Here is a 22,295-nt window from a genome sequence, read left to right as displayed (position 1 = left end):
GCGTCATGGTAAGTCCGATTATTTTTTACCCGGTCCGATCGATATTAAACAGCGGTAACTCATAATGTTCCCAGCTTCTATGTACCGTTAACATGATAACAGCCGCGACCCGCGCGGCTGAATCATCAATCTATACTGCTATATCAATTGATCCGGACCCCTTCAAACCGGGTAGCGAATCCGCTGAGAATTGTGCCGTTTTCTCCGGTTGCCCTTGCAAATACCTCCACTCGATCGCGAGCCATTAATGGTATCAGTCCGGCGGCATCAATTTTCCCTGTTCTCGGCTCAAAGTTTTCTTCCTCCGATATTCTCGGGACGCCGTTAACCCGAATCTCCAAATCCATTCGAACAGGCGTAAGCGTGATCGTTGTAAAAGAAACGCTGGCCAATAGGGAGTAGATACCTCTTTGCTTAGGAGTGAAGGTCGATGTTGATGAATTGTATTCATTCTTAAGATCCAGTTCTTCAACTTGATATTGGACTTTGCTGAATACGCCGTCATTGATTTCTTGGTCGATGCCGGAGACTGCTCTAAACGCGGATTTTCTTATTTTGCCGACACGCTTCTTCTTGGATGCGGTATGCTTACTGAGCGTTTTCTTGTAGACAAGCTTTCTGGACCCTGATCGTTTGAATGCCATTTCACTCTCCTCCTGTCGTTCTATCCATATTCTCTACGAAACTAGTTTCATAGTAGTATATCGATTCATAGATTCGGCAGAAACGGTATATACCCAAACGACATAAAAAAGGCACGATCCAGTACTCCGACATGACAGAACGACAGGGCGGCGGTTTGAGGCGCATATCACTTGAAGCGGAGCTTCTCCTCCAGCAATTGCTTGTTGTATAGGATGTCCGGATCATCCGGAGCGTAAGAAAGGGCCCTTTCATTATGTTCATAAGCCTGCTCCAGCTGACCTAGTTTTCCGTAACAATACGTCAGCTGCAAATGGGGAAACCATGTCCAGGCCGCTTGATTAACGCCGTATAATCGACCCTCTGGCATCTCCAGCTTGAGCGCCAATTCGTACCAGTGAACCGCTTTTTCATAATCGTTGAGCTCTTGGAAATAGTACGCGATCCGGCATACATAATCGGCCCGCGGCACGTCATAATTAAACGTCTTTAACAGGGATTGCAGTTCTTGTTCTTTTTGTCCCAGCTCGTGGTAACAATGCGCCATGCGATCACATGCATCCAGTTTTTCCTCAAAATAGCTGACCGGATCATGAATAATCGTTTCATATATTTCAATGGCCTTGTCATAATAGGCGCTCGCAGACAATTCCATTGCATAATGCAGCAACTGGCGCTTGGAGAGGGTGCCTCCCTTCGCAAGATGGGCCTCATAAATACGCAAATTCCGTCCGGAGTCCGTGTGTACGCGTCCATGACTAACGGCAATGTCGGATAACATGATATTTCCCTCAACCTCTAAATGCTCATGCACCGGATCACGCCATTGAAAATGCCTAGAACGCTTCACCAGCCGGTTTCTTTTAACAACCGCCGTGGGCTTCCCCAACGGATCGAAGGCAAGGTAGTAATCCATGCATACGGAGTCCACCGCCGGGTCCAAATTTTGTTTGAGTGCCTTGAACCTTTCCAGATCGGCCGGCTGCAGCCAATCATCCGCATCCAGCCATAAGATATACTCCTTCGTCGCATGAGAGAACGAATAGTTCCTTGCAGCGGAAAAATCGTCGATCCAATCAAAATGAAAGATTCGAGCCCCATATTTGGCTGCAATTCCGAGCGTATGGTCCGATGACCCCGTATCTACGACGACAATTTCGTCAACGACATCCTTAACGGAGTTTAAGCACCGATCCAACACTTGCTCCTCGTTCTTTACAATCAGGCACAAACTAATCGTGATCATGTCCAGCCCCCATAAACTTGTCTCCCAGACATCATATGGAATGCCATCTCGCGAGGTTTGGACAATAAATCATAGACATAGCAAAAAAGACCGCGATTTCGGCGGTCTTGATCGATGGAGAACGGTCTGTATTATGTCTGTTGTGCGTACGCCTCCGCAGCCGCATGCAGATAATAAGCCAGCCCCGTCTGCTGCTCTTCCAGCATCCGGAGATGAAAGTCGTCATTCAGGAAAAACTTCGTTTGACCCGCAAAATCCGCAGCCGTAAAGGCGTGACCCTGCTCATTCATAAACTGCAGATGATCGCGAATCGAATCTCTTACTCGCGCATCATCGTGCTTGATCCCCGTTTTCAATGCGTTTGCCATGCCTGCCATAAAGGCAGCCGCTTCCCTTGCCTGCTCGTTCATGCTTGGAACATCGACGGGCTCACCCTCGAGCAAATCCATATCATACTGCTCTTTCAGGTGTTCATTCTGCTCCGTTAAAGCTGCCTCCCATTCTTCTTCGCTCTCAAAACCTTTGAACAATTCCTGAGGCTCCATGCGCTTGCCCTCCTCCGTACTGGTTATGGATATTCTTAAGGTTTTCAGAATCGCATTCAATCGATCCGCGCGGTCCATCAGCAACTTCTCCTGTTGTAACAGCATCTGCCGCCGTTCAGGAGTTTCCTCCATCAGCACCTTGATTTGTTCCAGCGGAAAATCCATTTCCCTGTAAAACAGAATGTGCTGCAATCGCTCCAGTTCGGCTGCACCGTACAAGCGATAACCCGCTTCGCTGATCTCGGCCGGCAGAAGCAAACCGATTTTATGATAATGATGCAGCGATTTAATGGTCACCCCGGACAGCTCCGAAACCTCTTTTACCGTGTATAACATTATGCTTCCCTCCTTCGACTTCCAGTCTAAGGCCTCCCCTTGGAGGAGAGTCAAACACGTTATTTATCTAAGGTTTGTTGCCACTTGAGAATCGTTTCCTGCGGGAAAATATGATTTTTGCTCATTATTTTGCTAGAATGGTCCATTATGCAGTAGTAAACAGAAAGGATGTATAGGAACTATGAAAAGGAAATGGTTAAAATACACCATGCTCTTAGTATCTGTTGGAATCTTGGGGATTATCTCGTACTATACCTACGCTATCATTCAGTTCTCAAATCAAATTTCGACCGCTTCGAATCCGGCGAAGCCAGTGGAAGCTTCGGGTGCCGCAACGGAAGAAATCATTGAAATACCCAAGTGGGAGGGTAAAGAACGCATCAATATTCTTCTGATTGGAGGAGACTCCCGGGGAGACGATGCCGGCAGATCCGACACCATGCTGGTGGCTTCCATCGATCCTGTGACGAAAAGAGCCCATTTATTCTCGATTTTGCGGGACACCTATGTGGACATCCCCGGCCATGGCAAAGGACGACTGAATTCGGCATTTGCTTACGGCGGAATCGAGCTGACGAGACAAACCATCAGCAATCTGCTGGACCTGCCCATACATAAATATGTTTACACCGATTTTGTCGGCTTCATAGCCCTGGTCGACGCCATTGACGGAGTCGACATCGAGGTGGAGAAAGACATGTATTACACAAGTAAAGCCGACAAGCATATGTACGACATCGATTTAAAACAAGGACTGCAGCATCTCGACGGCAAGATGGCGCTGCAATACGTCCGGTTTCGGCACGATGCGAGGTCCGATTTTGCCCGTACGGAACGGCAGCGGATTCTCATGACGGAAGTCGCCAAGAAGATGCAGACCACGGGCTCATTAATTAAGCTTCCCGGCATCCTGGATTCAATTGCACCCTACATCGAAACCGATCTAAGCCCTAAAGAAATGCTGAAGCTGATGGCTCTGGGTTTTGATGTGAATCTGGATAAAATCGACCAGCAGCAGCTCCCCCCATTCTCGCTGCTGACCAACGAGAAGGTCGGTCGGGCACAGGTGCTCGGCGTAGATAAAAACAAATTGCAGCAGTATGTGAAGCAGTTATTCGAAAATGACGCCGGAATAAAATAGCGATCATCGAAAGAGGGCATAGATAGCCCTCTTTTTTTGCGTTAAATCTCCTATATCGTTCGTGGACGCTCATGCAATAAATCTGATGGAGCGGTGCCCGTGACTCGTTTATAGATTCTATAGAAGTAGGAGAGGTCCTGATATCCGAGAAATACGGCAATCTCCTGTACCGTCAGCTGCGATTCCGTTAACAAATACACTGCCCGTTTGATCCGCTGAGCGTGCACGTACTGGCTGATGGTCTGCCCTGTAACGCTTTTAAAGAGTACCGCTGCGTAATTGGGGGTTTTGCCGATGACATCGCCCAGCTCCTCTTTCGTTATTTTCTCACGGTAATGCCGCTCGATATAAGACTTCATCCGGTCCACGTGCAAGTGCTTCTCCGGCGTGATGACGCCCTTGTCCAGCTCACGGCTGATATAAATCAACACTTCTGTCAATAATGCTTCGATCATCAAGACATAATAAGATGGGCGTTCCTGCCACTGCTGATGGATCACCTTCAACCGTTCGCGGATTAACTCATAAACACCCGGTTTAAACTTCAAGGCTTCTTTCCGATCCAGCACGGATAAGTCCGTCGAGGCGCCTTCCGTCCATTGTACGACGATTTGCGTGTGCGTCACGGTAGGGATGCTTTTGCCATAATACGAAACGCCGGCTGGAATAAGCAGCAATTCCCCTTTCTCCATAATTTGCTTATCGCCATTCACCCAATATACACATTTTCCATATGTCACAAGGCTTAAGCGCCATGCTCTTTGCTCATGATCAGCTTCTTCATACCAATCGACACCGCTAATTTGCCTTATTTCTATCGGAGTGACCATAACTCACCTCAACTGCGATACTATAATCCATCCATTGTACTATAGTTCATATCATGATTCGACAAGACAGGCTACAATGTGATCATTAGGGAAGTTTGAATGAAGTCGAAATGCTGTATAAAAGCAGAAGAGAACAAATACAAAGGAGGAACAAACAGCCATGCTAAAAACTAAAATCATTTGTACGATGGGACCCGCGTGCGATTCCATTGAGCTGTTGAAGAACATGATTCAGGAGGGAATGACCGTTGCCCGTTTGAATATGGCTCATGGTGAGCTGGAGGATCACGTCACCCGGATCCGGAATGTTCGCCGGGCCGCAGCCGAATTAAACACGTATGTTCCGATCATGATGGACATTAAAGGACCTGAAGTACGGATCGGCAAGCTGAAGGAGGCTTCCTGCCTTCTGAAACCAGGTGAGGAGCTGATCCTGACTACCGAAGAAATTCTTGGCGATGCCCAGCGCATCTCGGTCAATTATGCCGAGCTGAATCTAGTGGTTAAACCGGGAGACCGCATCCTGATCGATGACGGCCTCGTGGACCTGAACGTTCTCCGCGTCGACGGACCGGACATTCTTTGCAAAATCATCAGCGGCGGGGTGCTCAAACCACGTAAAGGCGTCAACCTCCCTGGGATCAAAACGACGCTTCCCGGCGTCACCGAGCGTGACGTCATGCATATCGGCTTCGGCCTGGAGAACGACATTGAGATCATTGCCGCTTCTTTCGTGCGTCATGGCGACAACATCCGCGAAATCCGCAGCATCCTGAAAGAACGCGGCGCGGAGCATGTACAGATCATCTCCAAGATTGAAAACGGAGAGGGCATGGAGAACCTGGACGACATCATTGAAGCATCCGACGGAATCATGGTTGCCCGCGGAGACCTTGGCGTCGAAGTACCAATCGAAGAAGTGCCTATGATGCAAAAAGAAATGATCGATAAATGCAACCTGGCAGGCAAACCGGTTATCGTGGCAACGCACATGCTGGAATCGATGCAGGTCAATCCCCGTCCAACCCGCTCCGAGGTGAGCGACGTGGCTAACGCGGTGATCCAGGGCGCTGACGTGGTCATGCTCTCGGGCGAATCCGCTGCCGGCAAATATCCGGTAGAATCCGTGCGCACGATGGCGGCAGTCGCCCGCCGCGCCGAGACGATGATCGATTATAAAGACCAATTCGCTTTCAAATCCAGACAGCAGGTAGCCGATATTACCGAGGTTATTAGCCAGGGTGCGGTTAGCTCCTCCCTCGTGCTGAATGCCAAAGCGATCATTACGGCAACGGAGAGCGGATTTACGGCGCGGATGATTTCGAAATACCGTCCGAAGGCACCGATTATCGCGGTCACGCAGCATGAAGAAGTGCTGGCCAAGATCTGCTTGCTCTCCGGTGTCATTCCGGTAAAAGGCGACAAAGTCACAACGACGGACGAAATGTTCGAATCCGCGACCCGTAATGCCATCAAGACAGGCTACATCGAAAAAGGCGACATTATCGTATTGTCTGCCGGCGTGCCGATCGGTCAATCCGGTAACACGAATCTGATTAAGATTCTGCAAGTGTAACTTGTATTTTCCTAAAAAGACCTCCCGGTGATTTAATCGGCGCCAATCCATCCCTCTGGGCATATAACTAACTTAGAGGAATAAGCGCGAAAGATGATCTGCACTGCCTATGGGAGGTCTTGAAATGGTTGTACCGCATCATTCAATGGAGGGCCAGTGGCAGCAGCCTACTGTCCCTCATTGTAAACAGACCCATAGCTATACAAGTCCGTACCAGATGCTCTTTCACTGGAGCCGCCTGGACTGGAACTTCCCGACTCTCGCGATGAAGCAGCGATTCGAGGAGCGCCAGGATTGGAAGCACTGCATGCCTGCAGGCGTCAAGGTAGACCGGCAGGGACGCTTCTATGTATCGGTTCCGCGCTGGGCTGAAGGGGTTCCCGCTACGCTGAATACCATTGCGATGGTGGACGGCAAGCCCGTACTGGAGGCTTTTCCAAGCTGGGAGTGGAATACGCCGGGGGATGTTCGGGTGCTGCAATCCGTCCTTGGCTACGAGATTGATGAACATCATCGGATGTGGATTCTGGATCAAGGAAAAATCGCATACGATACCTCGCCCGTAGGCTCGCAAAAGCTGCTCATCTGGGATCTGAGCGCGAACCGCCTGCTCGACTCTATTGTCATTCCGGACGATATTGCCCCGCCCCGAACATCGTTCCTGAACGACATCGTGGTGGATAACCGCAACGGTTATGCCTATATTACCGATTCGGGCTCCGGCTGGCCGGACCATCCGCTGTATGGCGGAATCATCGTCTACAATATGAGAACGAAGAAATTTCGGCGCGTCCTCGACAGTCATTACAGCACGCAGGACGTCCCCCGTTTCCGGTTTGAGATCGATACCGAGCCGGTATACCGCAACAAGCCGATTCGGATCGGCGCCGATGGCATAGCTCTGTCCGCGGATCGCGGAACTCTATTCTACTGCCAGGTAACGGGGCGCAATCTGTACGCTGTCGATACGCGGCTTCTGCGAAATTTCGATATTCCCGATTCGATCATCCGGGATTCCGTTCAGACCCTGGGCAGCAAGGGAACGACAACCGACGGCATGCATGCCGACAATCAAGGCCGTGTATTCTACACCATGCTCGAAGGCAAGGGAATCGGTTACTATTCACCGTACACACGCTCGTTCAACAAGCTGCTGTCCGACGACAGAATGCTGTGGGTAGACGGGGTGGCTTTTGATCAGCGCGGCTCGATCATCTTCAACAACAACCGCCTGCACCGCATGTTCGAGGAGCCGCAGAACATCGACTGGGATGATCCTTACAATCTGATTGTATGGAGAGCCTACATCGGGCGGGACGTAAAGTCGTACTTATATGGTGGATGAGGGTTGTGAAAAAAGGGTTAGGCAGATCGGGCATTCATGCCCTCTGCCTAACCCTTTTGTTATACGAATTTTAAACTTCTGCATGAGCAGATTTAGTCATTCAACTATTTTTTAGGCACCCGGCAAATATTAGGATCGGTAAAAATATCATATTCATCACGACTCGTGCTGGAGAACTCCGATATGACCGCACCTTCCTCTCCTGCCTGAAACCAATGCAGTGTGTCTGGCGGAATGGTGTATTGCTGCCCAGGTGTCAGTTCGATTTCCTGAAATACGGAATAGTAATCCTTACTCTTTGGCGGTACTAGCGCTTGGATCGGAGCAGAGGGTTCCCCCTCGACGTAAAGATATACCCTTCCTGCTCTGCAGCGGAACGTTTCCATCTTACCTGGGTCTTCTCCCACTGGAGGATGCTTATGCTCGGGACAGGTTTGGCTTGGGAATAACACAAGCTCTTTCGCGCAGTATCGATCGGTATTAATGTAAGTAATGAGCTCTAAACCCTGCGTCTCAAGATCATTCAATCCGAAGGAAGCCACCTCAATCTCGTTCATCTCGTCTGGCGACAGGATGATTCCGGCGTTATGAAGAATTTCCGCCGTACGTTTCTGCGCGGCCTTCACTTGACTGTGAGTCAGCATTAACATTTCGCCTCCTTTGACGTCAATCATTCACGCGTATTGTGTCTCCATTCCCATGAAACACTGACGCCGCTCCATGCACTTTGGGATGGTATCCCGAACGTGCTATCTTTGATACATGCTGCTGCCAGCCTGAGTCAATTCGGGATGCAACTTCCTCCCATGTCGGGATTCCACTTGTCGCATCCGGTCGTTCGACATTACACGCCCCCGTGCCGACAGCCATAATCAGCGACTCTTCCGGCGTCATTCCCTGCATGAATGCGGACAAAAAGCCTGCAATCGTACAGTCTCCAGCTCCCGTTGTCCCCGCTGTCTCTACTATGAAGCAAGGAACCAGAAGTTCCCTCCCTAACCAATCTGTTAAACGTTCAGGGCGATAACGCCCCATGTTCTCCAGCCGGGCTGATTCAGCCGTACTGCGCATATATAGACCATGCTCGCCAAGCTTAAGCACGACTACTGCGGCCCCCATGCCAAGTAATTCAGCGGAAAGCTCCTGCAGCAGATCGGGACCGATCCGGTCCATGATATGCTCGCTTCCGTATTTTTCGACCATTTCCTCATAGCGCTTTTTGTGAAGCATATATAGGATTTCTTCCACGCTTGGCAAAAATAAATCCACGGAGGGAAGCACATTTCGCAACACTTCCCTCCAATCAACATGTCCGGCCAATGAGTTCGCATCGGGTTTCGCCATATCCAGCGATGTCGTGATACCTGCTGCTTTCGCCCGCTGCATCAAGGCTGCCAGCTCGCAGCCCCCTTGCTCATACATGCGCCTCATCAGGGGGGGATAACCGAAATGGAATAAACCCGCTTCTTCTAATGTACGCTTACTGACATCTTCAGCTCCGAATGTATCGTTGGCGCCTGTACAGTGAAGGAACATTCGATCTACCTTCAGTGGACTCAAAACGATTGTATAGGAGCTCGATTCTCCCTCTGATACGATCATGCCTTCTGCTAACGATTCATGCTCTCTGCGAATCAAGGAGAGGATCACTTCGCCGAAAATATCGGTACCCACCTTGCCCATGAGCCGTACGGGCATACCAAGCCGATGAAGCGCAATACCTGTATTGGCAACCGCTCCACCGGTAGCCAGCATCGCCTCTCCGACGTTTAATAACTTCCCCGGCACCATATGAAATGGTCCGTCCTGAATGGAGGGGATAATATCAAGGCAAATATGACCACCAACAATGACATGATAAGGAAGAGTATGTTTTTCAATCAATTTTACGCCCTCCACGGGATCGGAATGGTGTTACCGGATCGATTCGATTCCAATGCAGCCGTAAACACCCGATGGCTCCCTTCCGCTTCCTCAGGCGTTGCGCATCGGAAAGGTTGGAGCATGCCGTCCGATCCGTTAACCAGTTCATCGCAGAAAGCCGCCCACATCTGGAGGATGGAATCCGAGAACCCAAACTCAAATATCCCTCCTGTGATGGTCGAGTAAGCGGATTTGTAAGGCGCATCCATGACATGCCATGCCTGGCTTCCGCCTGGCTCATACGGAAGCCAGGATACCTGCTTCGGATTTTTCGTCGTGAATTCAGCGGACATCGCCGTCCCTTGGATACGGATAAACCATGTGTTCGCATGACCGGGAGCTATTCGTTTAGTCGAAAGCAGCATAGGAAAGCGTTGAAGCGATGTTTGTACGTCGCAGGCCAGAATCGCATTGTCCCATGTCTCGCAAGGCTCCATCCCCCCCTTACCATCTGGCCGCTCTTCTATCACGTTCCTCAACAACGCTCTTACATTCTGCGGATACCAGCCGAATCTCATGGGCAGGTGCAGTACATGCATTCCAAGATCACCCATACATCCATATTCGCCATTAGCGGAGATTCTTCGCTTCCAATTCATCGGTTTATTAGGATCGAGATCGCTCGAATGCCAAAAGCCTGCTTCAACTTCAATGATCTTTCCAAATTTCTCTTCTTGCACCCACTGGGAGATTTGCAGGGCACCCGGAAAAAAAGGGAATTCCGAAGAACAACGCACGAGGACAGACGGGTTCTCATCTAATGCTGTACGGATCGCGAGATTCGCTTCCCGGTCGATTCCAAACGGTTTCTCTCCAAGGAGATGTTTTCCCGCTCGGATAATATCGGTATATATTTGTGCATGCAAATGATGCGGTACGGCACAATAAACGGCGTCTACCTGCGGGTCTGTTAACAGTTCTTTGTAATCGGTATACGAATGTTTAACGCTGGGGATCTCTTGTTCAAACCAGGCCGTGGCTGCTCGGTTTGCATCACAAACGGCGGTAATGGACGGTATAAAATCGACATCGGTCAGATGGCACCATCTGGCAGCAGCACTGGCAAACTCTTTTCCCATGAGGCCGCATCCGATGACACCGAAACGAATGGTTTTTTTATGCCTCATCCGCCATGTCCTCCCCGTTTAAGATCGCAAGGGCCATCTCTGCGCTGCAGCCTCTGTGCACAATTTCCATTAAGGCCTGCGTCATACGTGCTGGATGGGGATGCTGGATCACGTTCCTCCCATATACAATGCCGGATGCTCCTTGATCCATCAAACTCACGGTACGGTTCACAATCTCTTCATCGGAGGCTCGGCCGCCTCCCCGAACAAGCACGGGTACTCCAGAGGCAGTCTCTATAACCCGATGGTACTCCAGGATGTTATCGCATGGATCCGCTTTGATTACATCGCCCCCAAGCTCAACGGCCTGTCTGACAAGGGGAATGATTTTCTCAATATCACCGTCTACCATGTAGCCTCCTTTCGCTTCATTAGGCAGCATCACAAGCGGCTCCACCATGAGGACCATACCGTAGCGTTCACAATCCGTTTTTAACTTCATGACATTTTTCACACATTGGTAATGCAGCTCTGGTTGATTCGGTAGAAGAAGCAAATTCACACATACAGCTACAGCATCCATTCGAACCGCATGCTCGACGGCATGATCTATTACTTGGCTAAATAAATAATGAGGTAATTCTGGACCATAGATATTTGCTGCATCGGTACGCAGAACCAAGCCAGGTTTGCATTTACCAGGAATATGCTGCAGCAGCTTGGATTGGCCAAGGCTAAGCTGAATACAATCCGGGTTGGCTTTTACGACGGTTTCGACCGCTTGTTTCATGTTTTCTATGGATTGCAAAAAGGAATACTCATTAAAAAAACCGTGATCGATGGCTACGTCAAAACACTTACCCGCCTCACTGAACATTCTTCGTAACCTTGCATCTGCCCTCATGGTCACCCATCTCCAATTCATTTATTTCTTCACAACCTTAAACAGGTCTAGTTCTTTTTCATAAAGTGCTTTAAGTGCTGTCATTTCTGGATGGAGCTTTCGTTTCTCCCATTTCCGTTGCTTGAATAGATTCTCTAGACGCCAGGGAGGTTCTATGAACCAAAATTCAGCGTATTCCGATCAGGTTCAGTACGCGGATGATGCCCCTTAAAAGACAGGACGTATTCCGAATTCCACTCTGGTCGGTTGACGACGATCAATTCTAACCTCATTCTGCCGGTTTCCGAACGAGGGAGTTTGATTCTGGCTGTTGGTCCGCGCCGATTCTCATTAGATGCCAGATCGGCATAATCCCATGCCAACACGAATTGTCGTTCACTCGATCCAACGGTCAACCAGGCTTCGATCCGGCCTGCCGGGACCTGCTCCGCGCTGTCATTCAACATCCATAGTTCAGGCTCAAACCATTCGCCTTCTTTCCAAGTAAACCTTGGAATGCGTGCGCTTGCGAGGACAGGTCTGCATGAAGCTTGCACTGCATAATAAGCCGGCTTCGGCTTGGCCGGATACATGATGATGCTGTTATTGGCTGCAGTCGGCCAAGGCTCGTTATAACACCAATTCAGGGCCATGGAGCATATCGGCTTTTGACGGCGGGCTTCTTCATAGATACATTTGTACCCTTCCGACTGCAGCAGCTGACCGTACTCCACCAGCTGTTCCAGCGTCTCCCAGGGACCGAGATAATGCTCAATCTGGTCGGCCATCAGCCACATATTATCTGACAACGCATGGAATGCGTGATGACTTTCCCAAGCCGTCCCGGGTCGTGGCGGATACAGTTCATCAGCGGGAATAAAGCTCTTTAACTGCTCTACGGACGACGGGGAAGGAACACCAAATTCGGTATATGCGGTGTTCCTGGCCTTAGGCATGGACTGGAGCACATCCTCGCCGTTCCGGTATTGGAACATATAATGTCCATGCCCCATGCCCTCGATCGGCGATGTCATCAAAAAAGGGGTACGGGGATCCAGCATGTAACAGTTCGCATTTAAAAGCCTGAGCGGCAACGATTGATCCGTCATTTTGGACCAAGAATTGAACAGCTCATTGCCGCCGCACCACAGCACCACCGACGCATGCCTCCGAAGACGCTCGATGATCGAGCGCGATTCCTGATCCAGCACCCGGAGATAAGCAGGGGTGTCCGGATATTGGTTGCATGCCAGCGGGAACTCCTGCCAGACCATTAGCCCGATTTCGTCGCATCGCTCGAAAAAGGATTCCTTGTTGACAATCCCTCCTCCCCACACCCGGAGCATGTTCATATGGGCTGCCTTGGCCAAGTCCAGCAGGATTCCGTAATCCTCTGCGCGAATTCGCCCCGGGAAAATGTCCGGGTTTACCCAGTTCGTGCCTTTGCAAAATATCTGCCGGCCGTTGATCTCCATCGTGATCGGCGGATTGCTTCGACTCTTGGGAAACTGGGAGGGCTCCTTCCATGCCCCTTCGTGCATCACCAGCCTTGCGCGTCGGAAGCCGATCCTCTGATGCCTGCTGGATGTCGATGTGCCCGAACTATCCGCCGGCTTGAAACTCACCTCCGAGCGGTACAGGGGCTGTTCACCATGATCATGCGGCCACCATAGCCGAGGCTTCGAAAGCCTCTTCTGTATCGCATGGACCGGGCTTTCACCGTTTACAGCCCATGCTTCTTCAAATACCGTCTCCCCCTCGGGACCGATCAGCCTCCATTGCAGCTCCCCCGCTGCAGGTTGGCTAAGACGCACTTGCAGCTCCAATGCCGCTTCATCCAGCGTTTCTGTTAATTCATAACGCACCTCAGAAGACGCAAGATGTGCTTCCGGCCTGACGACAAGGTACGTATCGTCCCAGATTCCGAGCGGGATCAGGCGAGGATGCCAATCCCACCCGTAGCTCACCGCCGGCTTGCAGGAGTGATCCGCCTGATCCCGGCTTCTAGGCGCTCCAAGACGCTTAGGGACAGGATCGATCACGATCTCCAGCAGACCGCCCTCCCCGCGTAAGCGCTCCGTCAGGTCCAGTTCCACTGGCGTGAACATTCCCTCTTGCTGCAGCAGCTCGGTGCCGTCAAGGCGAATATGAAAGCTGTAATCGATTCCTTTCGATATGAAATAGAGCCGCTCGCCTGGTGAACTTGCCGGGGGGCGCAGCCAAGCCCGATACGTCCAGGTTTTATCCTCCATCCATTCATATTGACGCCAATTCTCACCATAGGTGTGATCCCCCCATCCTTCAGCTCGAGCCCAATCCAATTGGACTGCGCCGGGTACGGTGGCAGGGACCCAGCGATCCGGAGCTTGCCCCGCATGATCACTCCAGCCTACTTCCCATTCCATTGTCTGTCTGGTGACCATATCCAACCTCCATTATCTAATCATTGCACGATCATAGATTCAGATTCAGTGTGTGCCCAGATGCTTTTTCCGTGCTCTCGCCGTTCTTGAATAACAAAATATACTCGGAATCCCACTCTGGCCTGTCAGTCACGACCAATTCGAGTTTCATTCTGCCGGAGGCCATGTCAGGCAGCAACCATCTTGCAGTCGGGCCGATCTGGTTCATACCAGGCGGGATAGAAGGAAAATCCCACTCCTGCAATAACAATTTCTCACCCGCACCGAACGTTACATACACTCCTATTCGTCCAGGCTTGATGTTGTCGGGACTATCGCTCAGCAGCCATAGCTCTGGCTCAAACCATTCCCCTGGCCTCCACACAAACTTTGGTATGCGAGCGCTTGCAAGGACAGGCCTGCATGAAGCTTGCACTGCGTAATATGCCGGCTTCGGCCTGGCCGGATACATGATGATGCTGTTATTGGCTGCGGTCGGCCAAGGCTCGTTATAACACCAGTTCAGGGCCATGGAGCATACCGGCTTTTGACGGCGGGCTTCCTCGTAGATACATTTGTACCCTTCCGACTGCAGCAGCTGACCGCGGTCCACCAATTGCTCCAAGGTCTCGCTTGGCCCGAAGTAATGCTGGATGAGCTCCGGCATCAGCCAAGTATCCCCCTGCCAAGCGCCGAATCCGTGATGAGACTCCCATGTCGTGCCAGGTCTAGGCGGGAACAGCTCTTTGGCTGGGATAAAGCTCTCTAATTGTTCAACAGATGCAGGTGAGGGTATGCCGAACTCGGTGTAAGCCGTATTCCTCGCCTTAGGCATGGACTGCAGGACATCCTCGCCGGATTCATAACGAAACACGTAATTCCCGTGAGCCATGCCCTCGATCGGTGATGTCATCAAAAAAGGGGTATGGGGATCCAGCATGTAACAGTTCGCATTTAAAAGCCTGAGCGGCAACGATTGATCCGTCATTTTGGACCAAGAATTGAACAGCTCATTGCCGCCGCACCACAGCACCACCGACGCATGCCTCCGAAGACGCTCGATGATCGAGCGCGATTCCTGATCCAGCACCCGGAGATAAGCAGGGGTGTCCGGATATTGGTTGCATGCCAGCGGGAACTCCTGCCAGACCATTAGCCCGATTTCGTCGCATCGCTCGAAAAAGGATTCCTTGTTGACAATCCCTCCTCCCCACACCCGGAGCATGTTCATATGGGCTGCCTTGGCCAAGTCCAGCAGGATTCCGTAATCCTCTGCGCGAATTCGCCCCGGGAAAATGTCCGGGTTTACCCAGTTCGTGCCTTTGCAAAATATCTGCCGGCCGTTGATCTCCATCGTGATCGGCGGATTGCTTCGACTCTTGGGAAATTGGGAGGGCTCCTTCCATGCCCCTTCGTGCATCACCAGCCTTGCGCGTCGGAAGCCGATCCTCTGATGCCTGCTGGATGTCGATGAGCCCGAACTATCCACCGGCTTGAAACTCACCTCCGAGCGGTACAGGGGCTGTTCACCATGATCATGCGGCCACCATAGCCGAGGCTTCAAAAGCCTCTTCTGTATCGCATGGACCGGGCTTTCATCGTTTACAACCCATGCTTCCTCAAATACCGTCTCTCCCTCGGGACCGATCAGCCTCCATTGCAGCTCCCCCGCTGCAGGTTGGCTAAGACGCACTTGCAGCTCCAATGCCGCTTCATCCAGCGCTTCTGTTAATTCATAACGCACCTCAGAAGACGCAAGATGCGCTTCCGGCCTGACGACAAGGTACGTATCGTCCCAGATTCCGAGCGGGATCAGGCGTGGATGCCAATCCCACCCGTAGCTCACCGCCGGCTTGCAGGAGTGGTCCGCCTGTGAACGACCTCTGCCGGGAGGTGCGCCAGGACGCTTGGGGACAGGATCGATCACGATTTCAAGCAGACCGTCCTCCCCGCGTAAGTACTCGGTCAGATCCAGTTCTACCGGCGTGAACATCCCCTCTTGCTGCAGCAGCTCGGTGCCGTCCAGGCGAATATGAAAGCTGTAATCGATTCCTTTCGATATGAAATAGAGCCGCTCGCCTGGTGAACTTGCCGGGGGGCGCAGCCAAGCCCGATACGTCCAGGTTTTATCCTCCATCCATTCATATTGACGCCAATTCTCACCATAGGTGTGATCTCCCCATCCTTCAGCCCGGGCCCAATCCAATTGGACTGCGCCGGGTACGGTGGCAGGGACCCAGCGATCCGGAAATTGCCCCGCATGATCACTCCAGCCCACCTCCCAGTTCAACGCCGTGATCTTCTTCATGCTGCACCCACCTCTACTCCAGGATTTGGAGTTAATCATGTGCATACAGGCTGCGATTCAGCCCCCTCTTCCCGAATATGCCCTCAATTAGATATTCAATTGTGCAGTCAATGTCACCGTATGTGTTCACGATCGTATCGATGGAAGTCTCGTATTCTTTATGCACATAGGAATGAAAATGAGACACAAAGATGATCGGCGTACCCAACTTGCTCCACCCGGCCATCATATTTCTGGCAACCTCATCGTGCAGACGAACGACGTTCAGTCCGTAACTAAGCTTGCTTCCAATCGAACATATAACAAGATCATAGGCCTGTTCGCACATCGCACGGTATAGATTGTCGGGTCCCGGGTCAACCCACTGAGTCAGCTGGTCTGTATGTTTTCCGAGTTCATCTTTCATTTTGTCGTAGAGCTCCGCATATCGATCAGCATGGTTCATGATCACTACATGAAGAACTCGGGTCTGTCTGGTGATCGGATACGGTATCAACTGCTTTCGGTCTCTTACGACAGTGATACTCTTAGCTACGACTTCCTTAGCTGCTTCAAGATTACGAATCGGATTGGATGCTTCGACGACTCGGTGCGTTCCATCCATCAGTCCCAACTGAAACTTGAGTGACACAATTCGAAGAGCCCGCTTTTTCAACGTGTCGATCGACAGCATACCGGTCTCAAGACGCTGTTCCATCTCCCTGTAGAATATGTCATCCATTCTTGTGAAGAGCAGGATGTCGCAGCCATTCTCTAATGCCAGAGCACAGGCGTCAAAATAATTTATGTACCCTACAAGTCCCCCCATCTCCACCGCATCGGTAACGATCAGCCCATCAAACCCAAGCTCGCCGCGGAGCAGGTCAACCAGAAGCTTCCTGGATATCGTGGCAGGCGGATAGGTTCCCGTCGCCTCATCGATCTCATCAAAAGCCGGCAAAGATATATGACCTGGCATGATCGCCATCGCGCCATCGTCAATGAGATCCTTGAACACTTTGCCAGGTCCAGCTCTCCATTCTTCCCTCGATAATGGATTCACTGGGGTCGTCAAATGTTGATCATATGTTCCAAATCCATCCCCTGGAAAATGCTTGATCGTTGCCATCATGCCATGGTCCTGAAGACCCCGCATATAAGCCGACACCATTTTTACCGTATGTTCCGGATCCTTACCCGCGCTTCGTATGCCGACGACAGGGCTGTCCGGGTCGTATGCCAGATCCGCGACCGGCGAGAACGTCCAGTTATATCCGAGCTCACCGGCTTCCTTGGCAGCAATGGCTCCAACCTCATAAGCCAGTTCTTCTGAATTGGTTTGGCTGATCGACATCATCGACGGGAATTTCGTTGCACCAAGCACCATATTACCTGCACCGCATTCAAGATCACTGACAATAAACGGGGGGATCTTGCATCTGGATTGGAATCGTTCGATTTGCTGCTCAAGCTCCTCCCGCTCCGTAGGATGGAAAAACATCGCTCCAAAGGTTTCCGTCCGGTCCGGGCCCACTCTCGTATACGTCGGGCAGCATACTTGGTCCAGCAACTCCCGGTTTGTTAAAGAATCCACGACTTCCGCTGCTGCTTGTGAGAGTTTAATTGTAAATTTCATATCGCTTCTATTCCCTCCTTAATCTGCATCATTACTAAGGCACAATCGCAGCGTGCGCCAGCAGCACATCTCTTACTTCCTCCAGGTTCACCTGCCGGACCGATATATCATCCCGAGCAGCAATTGCAGCGGCGGCGCCAGCTGCCTGCCCCATAGCCATGCAGCTGGCTTGAACCCGGTAGGCCGAATGAGCAACCCGGTCACCGGAAGCACATCGCCCAGCTGCAAGCAAATGATCGCTTCCGCGAGGTACCAATGCCCCATAAGGAATGGTTGGTACCACACCTTCGGCCAGAGGCCGAACATCCGTCGTATTGGAATCGTGCTGATGGATATCGATCGGATAGTAGCTGTAGCAAACCGCATCCGGCCATCGATAGCCACTGATATAACGGTCCGCGTCTACCCATTCTTCTCCGGCAATACGCCACGTTTCCCGAATCCCGCATTCATTGGCAAAATACTCAACATACAGCTGTTCGCAGCCGGGAATGCCCCTGAGCAAACTGTAAATGCGCATTAGCGCCTTTCTTGCTTCAATTTCAGCATGGGACTTCGTCAACGAAGTTGAACCATCAATATCGGTAATATGCAGCGAACTGCTTCCCCTGCTTTGGAGCTCCCTGTACAACGGGATTTCTCCTGGCAGATGATCGGTCCTCCTGATATTTCCAGCTTGCAAGGCGGTGGAGTAAGCCTCTTTCAATGCGGTGACATCGACCTGTTCCATCTGATATCCGCCAAGCTTATAGACCAGTGTTCCCGGCTGCAGCACTTCCCCCTTTACCCGCTCATATCCCATCAGTCCTGCCATATTGGCATCGCCGGTTCCATCCACCATCTTCTTGAATCCAATAGCTGAAAGTCCTGATTTTCCTGCTGTCATCAGCCGGCGCTCCTGACCCTGCACATAGACAGCTGCCGGCATTTCATGGTAACGAAGCACGACACCGGCTTCCAGGCACATTTCTTCAAGGATGGTACTATATACAAATCGATTGACCCTTATTTGGTGTTCCCAATGCCTATTCCCCACCGATTTGGTGAAATCCGGCAGGGTCGCTCCTCCTTTGGCCACTGTACGCTCAATGGCTTCCCAACCTATGCCTCCAATGACCTGCTTCCCACATGCGTGAAATAGACCGGGGAAATCGACCGCTGCCACCACCGTTGTGCCGCCAAGGATACTATTCTTCTCAATAAGGGTGGTCTTTGCCCCTGCACGTGCTGCTTGAATCGCAGCCGTAAAACCTGCAGACCCTCCACCGACAACAACAACATCATAGGAATCCGCTAACGGATACTCTTTCATCCACATCCTTACTACACCTCTTTCATCCTGTTATTCCAGCAGACCGCATGATGATTTCATGTTACCGACTCCAATTTGAATTCGACATGATGAAATCGTTGTTTTTATTGAAAATATTCATGACCTCGCAACGTGAATATTGAACTATTTTTAGATTTTGTTGAAAAAGTAATGGTGGTGGGCTTCGCGTCCGCATTTCACCAAAGAACAAAAGAAGAGACTGTCGCCTCCATAGATCATATCTATGAAAGGGACAGCCTCTGATGTAAGACTTTAGAGAAACTTATATTGCGTCATCAGGGAGATGGAACGATATCGATGTGCGCCACGTCGATGTTATTGAAAGCTACGGCACTGTTGTTATGAATTTGAATCGTATGTGTGCCTGCCGACAGCGTTCCCAGGCTTCCTTGATAGTTTGACCAGCTGCTGCCCGGTGTGAACGCGCCATTCGATACATTCTGCCCATTCAATTTCACCTGGAAGGACGGAGCTTCCCCTTCACCGTAAGCTTTAATCGTAAAGTCATATTTGCCTGCGGCGGGGATATTCACCGTCCATCCTGCGGTACCCGTCCGCCAGATTTTCCCCCATCCATCAGGAGTTTGGGCAGCGCTTCCCGGCCAATCGCCTGCTCCCTTGATTTCGTTCATGCCATTAGCCTCGACTCCCAGGTAACGAGAGGGAGCAGCCGGCCCAGCCGGTGTAATGAAACTAAACACATCTGCGGACGGTGTGGAACCGCTGGCATTATTCGCAATAACCTTCCAATAATACGTCGTGTTACTTTGCAGATTGTTGACTTGATGCGTAGTTCCCGTAACCGTTGTATTGACGATCGGATTCGTTAACGCTGCATGGCTCGAAACAATGACCGTGTAATGATCCGAACCGAAAGGTGCATAAGATTTGCCATCGATAACCTGCGTCCAATCCAGAGTAACGCTGGTGCCTTCCACGGATGCGTTGTTCGCCGGTGATTTAAGCGTAAACGGACCCGGTGCTGCACCCTCGATATCCATATGCGCTACATCGATGTTGCTCTGCGCAACCGGGCTGTTGTTGTATATCTGAATGGTATGTGTACCGGCTGTGACCGTTCCGAGACTTCCTTGGTAATCGGCCCAGCTGCTGCCAGGGCTGAATGCCGCATTCGGAACGTTCTGTCCATCCAGCTTCACCTGGAAGGCAGGCCCGCCTCCTTCGCCATAAGCTTTAATCGTGAAATCATAATTTCCTGTGGTCGGAAAATGCACGGACCATTGCGCAGACCCCGTCCGCCAGATTTTGCCCCAGCCTTGCGGAGTTGCTGCTTGGGTGCCGGGGTAGTCGGATGCGGTCTTTCTCTCATTCATGCCGACTGCATACTGGCCAAGATAACGGGATAGGGCCTCTGGTGTTTCTTCTGTTCCCGTTAGTTCCACCATCGTAATCGAATGAGCTGGGAATGTTCTTGTAAAGCTATTGGATACACCCGTGATCGTATTGCCGGGTATTGTTGGCAGCGTACCGTTCGAGGCAACCTGGATACCGTTAATGTTGGCTCCGGATTGAGAGTTGATGGCCGGTGCGTTTAACACCCAAGAGGAAGCCATTGACTCGGGTATGAAATTGGACAGATTAATGGTTGCGCTCAGGTCTTGGGTCTGATTTTTATTGATTACCATGAGATAGAGCTTGTTATTGACGCCTGTGCGTTTACTGCCCCATATGGTTAAATTCTGGTTGTCGCTGGAGCTTGTCGCTACCATCTGATCACCAAAGTAACGATTTAGCATCGGGTACAGGTAATAGGCTGGCCGCACGTTCTTATTGATGTCCATCAAGCCGTATGCTTGATTGCCCTGCAGGAGAAACTGGGTAACAAAATCCATTTGGTGGTAGGCCAGCCTGCCCAGAACATCGCCCAGCCATAGCGCTCCGGCCATCGTGTCACCAATCCCTGCACCTTCCTCACCTCCAGTCACTTGACCAAGTTCAGTGATGCCCAGTAAAGCTCCTGGTGCGTACTGGTCACGATAACTGACGAGATTATCCGTCGGTGTCGTGTCGGTAAATTGATTCGCCCAATTGATGTAGGAATTTGGATAATCCGTCCCTTCGTAGGTCAATAAATTGTCGATCGTAGGAAAAGAGGACGAATTGGGATTGGTCTGACCGCCCCACAGCGGATACCAATGGATCGATATAGCATCCAGCGGCTTGTTAAGGTCAGCCAAAGTAGAGAGAACCGGCTTTGTCCAGCTGGTCATCTGCATAGGCTGCGCATTTGCGGGACCCATGATCGTAATGGTGGGATCCACAGCCTTCATAGCATCCGAATATTCCCGGATTCTGGCTGCATACTCAAGTGGTGTAACTGCATAGGCATCGCGGAAAAACTCTGGCTCATTTCCGATTTCCCAATATTTGATATTATAGCCCTTCTCAATATTCGCGTACCTCACCATATCGGCGGCCATATCTTTGTCATTCACTTTGGCATTAACCGTGATAAGTGGCTCGGCTCCAACTTCCTGCACCAAACTCATAAAGCTGTCCAAGACATCCGCCGCGATCGTTCTCGTGTACGGATTGGGACCCGTATGCCATTCGTATGAGTTCGTGCGATCCCAATAGGCCATATCAGCCTCGACGCCAGCAGGGAATCGTATCATTTTAATGCCTGCTTCTTTAATCAAATTTACATACTGTTCCGATCGAGTGCTCACCGGATGGAACTCATTTCTTGTCCACAGACCAATATTCGTTCCTCGGATCTCATCTTTCATCGGCGCCACTACCGTATCGGCATCAACCATCAGCGTAGCATCAGCAGCGTATGCCTTGGACGTATGCTCCATCAGCGGCAAGCCTCCTCCATAGACCATGCACATTACACACAACCATGCAGCGAGAAATTTGATTCCAGTTCGCTTTAACACCACCATATCCCTCCTAATGAATGCTTAATAGAAATACGGATTTCACCTCCATCAAAAATGGTTTGGACATGTTGAGAATCATAAAATGACTTTTTCATGTTACATCTTTAAAATTCAGGTCAACATGATCTATTCGTTGTTTTTATTGAAGAATCTTAGGGACTTCGGCACATATTGAAATATCTTCAGGTGAAGTTGAA

Annotated in this window: 16 protein-coding genes; 3 read left to right on the top strand and 13 right to left on the bottom strand. The window is 50.9% G+C overall.

The genetic code is table 11. The features are described from left to right. Window positions 1-143: 143 nt before the first annotated feature. The 3 genes from BJP58_RS26195 to BJP58_RS26185 form a co-directional block, all read right to left on the bottom strand. Window positions 144-644, bottom strand: a complete 501-nt coding sequence (locus BJP58_RS26195; protein ID WP_194541221.1) for a hypothetical protein — start codon at window positions 642-644, stop codon at window positions 144-146. A 167-nt stretch (window positions 645-811) separates the two neighbouring features. Beyond that, a complete protein-coding gene (locus BJP58_RS26190) occupies window positions 812-1,888 on the bottom strand; it encodes a glycosyltransferase (protein WP_194541220.1) in 1,077 nt (358 codons plus the stop codon). Between the two features lie 131 nt (window positions 1,889-2,019). Continuing rightward, window positions 2,020-2,769 carry a MerR family transcriptional regulator gene (locus BJP58_RS26185; RefSeq protein WP_194541219.1) on the bottom strand — a complete coding sequence of 250 codons (750 nt, stop codon included), beginning with the start codon at window positions 2,767-2,769 and terminating at the stop codon, window positions 2,020-2,022. Window positions 2,770-2,950: 181 nt separating this feature from the next. Here BJP58_RS26185 and BJP58_RS26180 point away from each other — a divergent pair, with 181 nt between their 5' ends. Then, the gene (locus BJP58_RS26180) at window positions 2,951-3,910 is read left to right on the top strand and encodes an LCP family protein (protein ID WP_194541218.1); all 960 of its coding nucleotides are present in this window, start codon (window positions 2,951-2,953) and stop codon (window positions 3,908-3,910) included. A 50-nt stretch (window positions 3,911-3,960) separates the two neighbouring features. On the opposite strand, the gene BJP58_RS26175 is transcribed toward BJP58_RS26180, so the two are convergent. Further along, the gene (locus BJP58_RS26175) at window positions 3,961-4,740 is read right to left on the bottom strand and encodes an AraC family transcriptional regulator (protein WP_194541217.1); all 780 of its coding nucleotides are present in this window, start codon (window positions 4,738-4,740) and stop codon (window positions 3,961-3,963) included. Window positions 4,741-4,900: 160 nt separating this feature from the next. On the opposite strand from BJP58_RS26175, the gene pyk reads away from it, so the two are divergent. Together pyk and BJP58_RS26165 are read left to right on the top strand one after the other, a co-directional pair. After that, window positions 4,901-6,316: a pyruvate kinase gene (pyk, locus tag BJP58_RS26170; protein ID WP_194541216.1), complete on the top strand. Its 1,416-nt coding sequence runs from the start codon at window positions 4,901-4,903 to the stop codon at window positions 6,314-6,316. Between the two features lie 124 nt (window positions 6,317-6,440). Further along, window positions 6,441-7,661 carry an L-dopachrome tautomerase-related protein gene (locus tag BJP58_RS26165; RefSeq protein ID WP_194541215.1) on the top strand — a complete coding sequence of 407 codons (1,221 nt, stop codon included), beginning with the start codon at window positions 6,441-6,443 and terminating at the stop codon, window positions 7,659-7,661. A 104-nt stretch (window positions 7,662-7,765) separates the two neighbouring features. Here the strand turns inward: BJP58_RS26165 and BJP58_RS26160 are convergent, their stop codons facing one another. The 9 genes from BJP58_RS26160 to BJP58_RS26120 form a co-directional block, all read right to left on the bottom strand. After that, window positions 7,766-8,305, bottom strand: coding sequence for a D-lyxose/D-mannose family sugar isomerase (locus BJP58_RS26160; protein WP_194541214.1), 540 nt, complete (start codon window positions 8,303-8,305; stop codon window positions 7,766-7,768). Window positions 8,306-8,327: 22 nt separating this feature from the next. After that, window positions 8,328-9,545: a carbohydrate kinase family protein gene (locus tag BJP58_RS26155; RefSeq protein WP_199341189.1), complete on the bottom strand. Its 1,218-nt coding sequence runs from the start codon at window positions 9,543-9,545 to the stop codon at window positions 8,328-8,330. A 2-nt stretch (window positions 9,546-9,547) separates the two neighbouring features. Continuing rightward, on the bottom strand, window positions 9,548-10,711 hold the full coding sequence (locus BJP58_RS26150; protein ID WP_194541213.1) for a Gfo/Idh/MocA family protein: 1,164 nt from the start codon (window positions 10,709-10,711) through the stop codon (window positions 9,548-9,550). Next, window positions 10,701-11,576 carry a class I fructose-bisphosphate aldolase gene (locus tag BJP58_RS26145; RefSeq protein ID WP_233354772.1) on the bottom strand — a complete coding sequence of 292 codons (876 nt, stop codon included), beginning with the start codon at window positions 11,574-11,576 and terminating at the stop codon, window positions 10,701-10,703. The genes BJP58_RS26150 and BJP58_RS26145 overlap by 11 nt, the downstream gene beginning before the upstream one ends. 131 nt (window positions 11,577-11,707) lie before the next feature. Next, the gene (locus BJP58_RS26140) at window positions 11,708-13,957 is read right to left on the bottom strand and encodes a glycoside hydrolase family 2 protein (RefSeq protein WP_194541212.1); all 2,250 of its coding nucleotides are present in this window, start codon (window positions 13,955-13,957) and stop codon (window positions 11,708-11,710) included. Window positions 13,958-13,988: 31 nt separating this feature from the next. Continuing rightward, entirely contained in the window at window positions 13,989-16,244 is a 2,256-nt protein-coding gene (locus BJP58_RS26135) for a glycoside hydrolase family 2 protein (RefSeq protein WP_194541211.1), read from the bottom strand. A 31-nt stretch (window positions 16,245-16,275) separates the two neighbouring features. After that, window positions 16,276-17,859, bottom strand: coding sequence for a glycoside hydrolase family 3 protein (locus BJP58_RS26130; RefSeq protein ID WP_194541210.1), 1,584 nt, complete (start codon window positions 17,857-17,859; stop codon window positions 16,276-16,278). A gap of 34 nt (window positions 17,860-17,893) precedes the next feature. Beyond that, window positions 17,894-19,177 (bottom strand): FAD-dependent oxidoreductase, encoded by a 1,284-nt coding sequence (locus BJP58_RS26125; protein WP_194541209.1) that lies wholly within the window; start codon window positions 19,175-19,177, stop codon window positions 17,894-17,896. Window positions 19,178-19,467: 290 nt separating this feature from the next. Next, the gene (locus BJP58_RS26120) at window positions 19,468-22,095 is read right to left on the bottom strand and encodes a carbohydrate-binding protein (RefSeq protein WP_194541208.1); all 2,628 of its coding nucleotides are present in this window, start codon (window positions 22,093-22,095) and stop codon (window positions 19,468-19,470) included. Window positions 22,096-22,295: the final 200 nt, after the last annotated feature.

It is taken from the genome of Paenibacillus sp. JZ16 (assembly GCF_015326965.1).
Classification (GTDB): Bacteria; Bacillota; Bacilli; order Paenibacillales; family Paenibacillaceae; genus Paenibacillus_AQ.
The sequence above is the reverse complement of the archived record's forward strand: the minus strand, read 5'-3'. Positions and strand labels throughout refer to the sequence as shown.

Coding starts and splice junctions, on each gene's coding strand:
- BJP58_RS26125 (WP_194541209.1), bottom strand. CDS start 19,177: ATGTGGATGAAAGAGTATCCGTTAGCGGATTCCTATGATGTTGTTGTT.
- BJP58_RS26160 (WP_194541214.1), bottom strand. CDS start 8,305: ATGCTGACTCACAGTCAAGTGAAGGCCGCGCAGAAACGTACGGCGGAA.
- BJP58_RS26145 (WP_233354772.1), bottom strand. CDS start 11,576: ATGAATTGGAGATGGGTGACCATGAGGGCAGATGCAAGGTTACGAAGA.
- BJP58_RS26130 (WP_194541210.1), bottom strand. CDS start 17,859: ATGAAATTTACAATTAAACTCTCACAAGCAGCAGCGGAAGTCGTGGAT.
- BJP58_RS26165 (WP_194541215.1), top strand. CDS start 6,441: ATGGTTGTACCGCATCATTCAATGGAGGGCCAGTGGCAGCAGCCTACT.
- BJP58_RS26185 (WP_194541219.1), bottom strand. CDS start 2,769: ATGTTATACACGGTAAAAGAGGTTTCGGAGCTGTCCGGGGTGACCATT.
- BJP58_RS26195 (WP_194541221.1), bottom strand. CDS start 644: ATGGCATTCAAACGATCAGGGTCCAGAAAGCTTGTCTACAAGAAAACG.
- BJP58_RS26135 (WP_194541211.1), bottom strand. CDS start 16,244: ATGAAGAAGATCACGGCGTTGAACTGGGAGGTGGGCTGGAGTGATCAT.
- BJP58_RS26190 (WP_194541220.1), bottom strand. CDS start 1,888: ATGATCACGATTAGTTTGTGCCTGATTGTAAAGAACGAGGAGCAAGTG.
- BJP58_RS26150 (WP_194541213.1), bottom strand. CDS start 10,711: ATGAGGCATAAAAAAACCATTCGTTTCGGTGTCATCGGATGCGGCCTC.
- pyk (WP_194541216.1), top strand. CDS start 4,901: ATGCTAAAAACTAAAATCATTTGTACGATGGGACCCGCGTGCGATTCC.
- BJP58_RS26140 (WP_194541212.1), bottom strand. CDS start 13,957: ATGGTCACCAGACAGACAATGGAATGGGAAGTAGGCTGGAGTGATCAT.
- BJP58_RS26175 (WP_194541217.1), bottom strand. CDS start 4,740: ATGGTCACTCCGATAGAAATAAGGCAAATTAGCGGTGTCGATTGGTAT.
- BJP58_RS26180 (WP_194541218.1), top strand. CDS start 2,951: ATGAAAAGGAAATGGTTAAAATACACCATGCTCTTAGTATCTGTTGGA.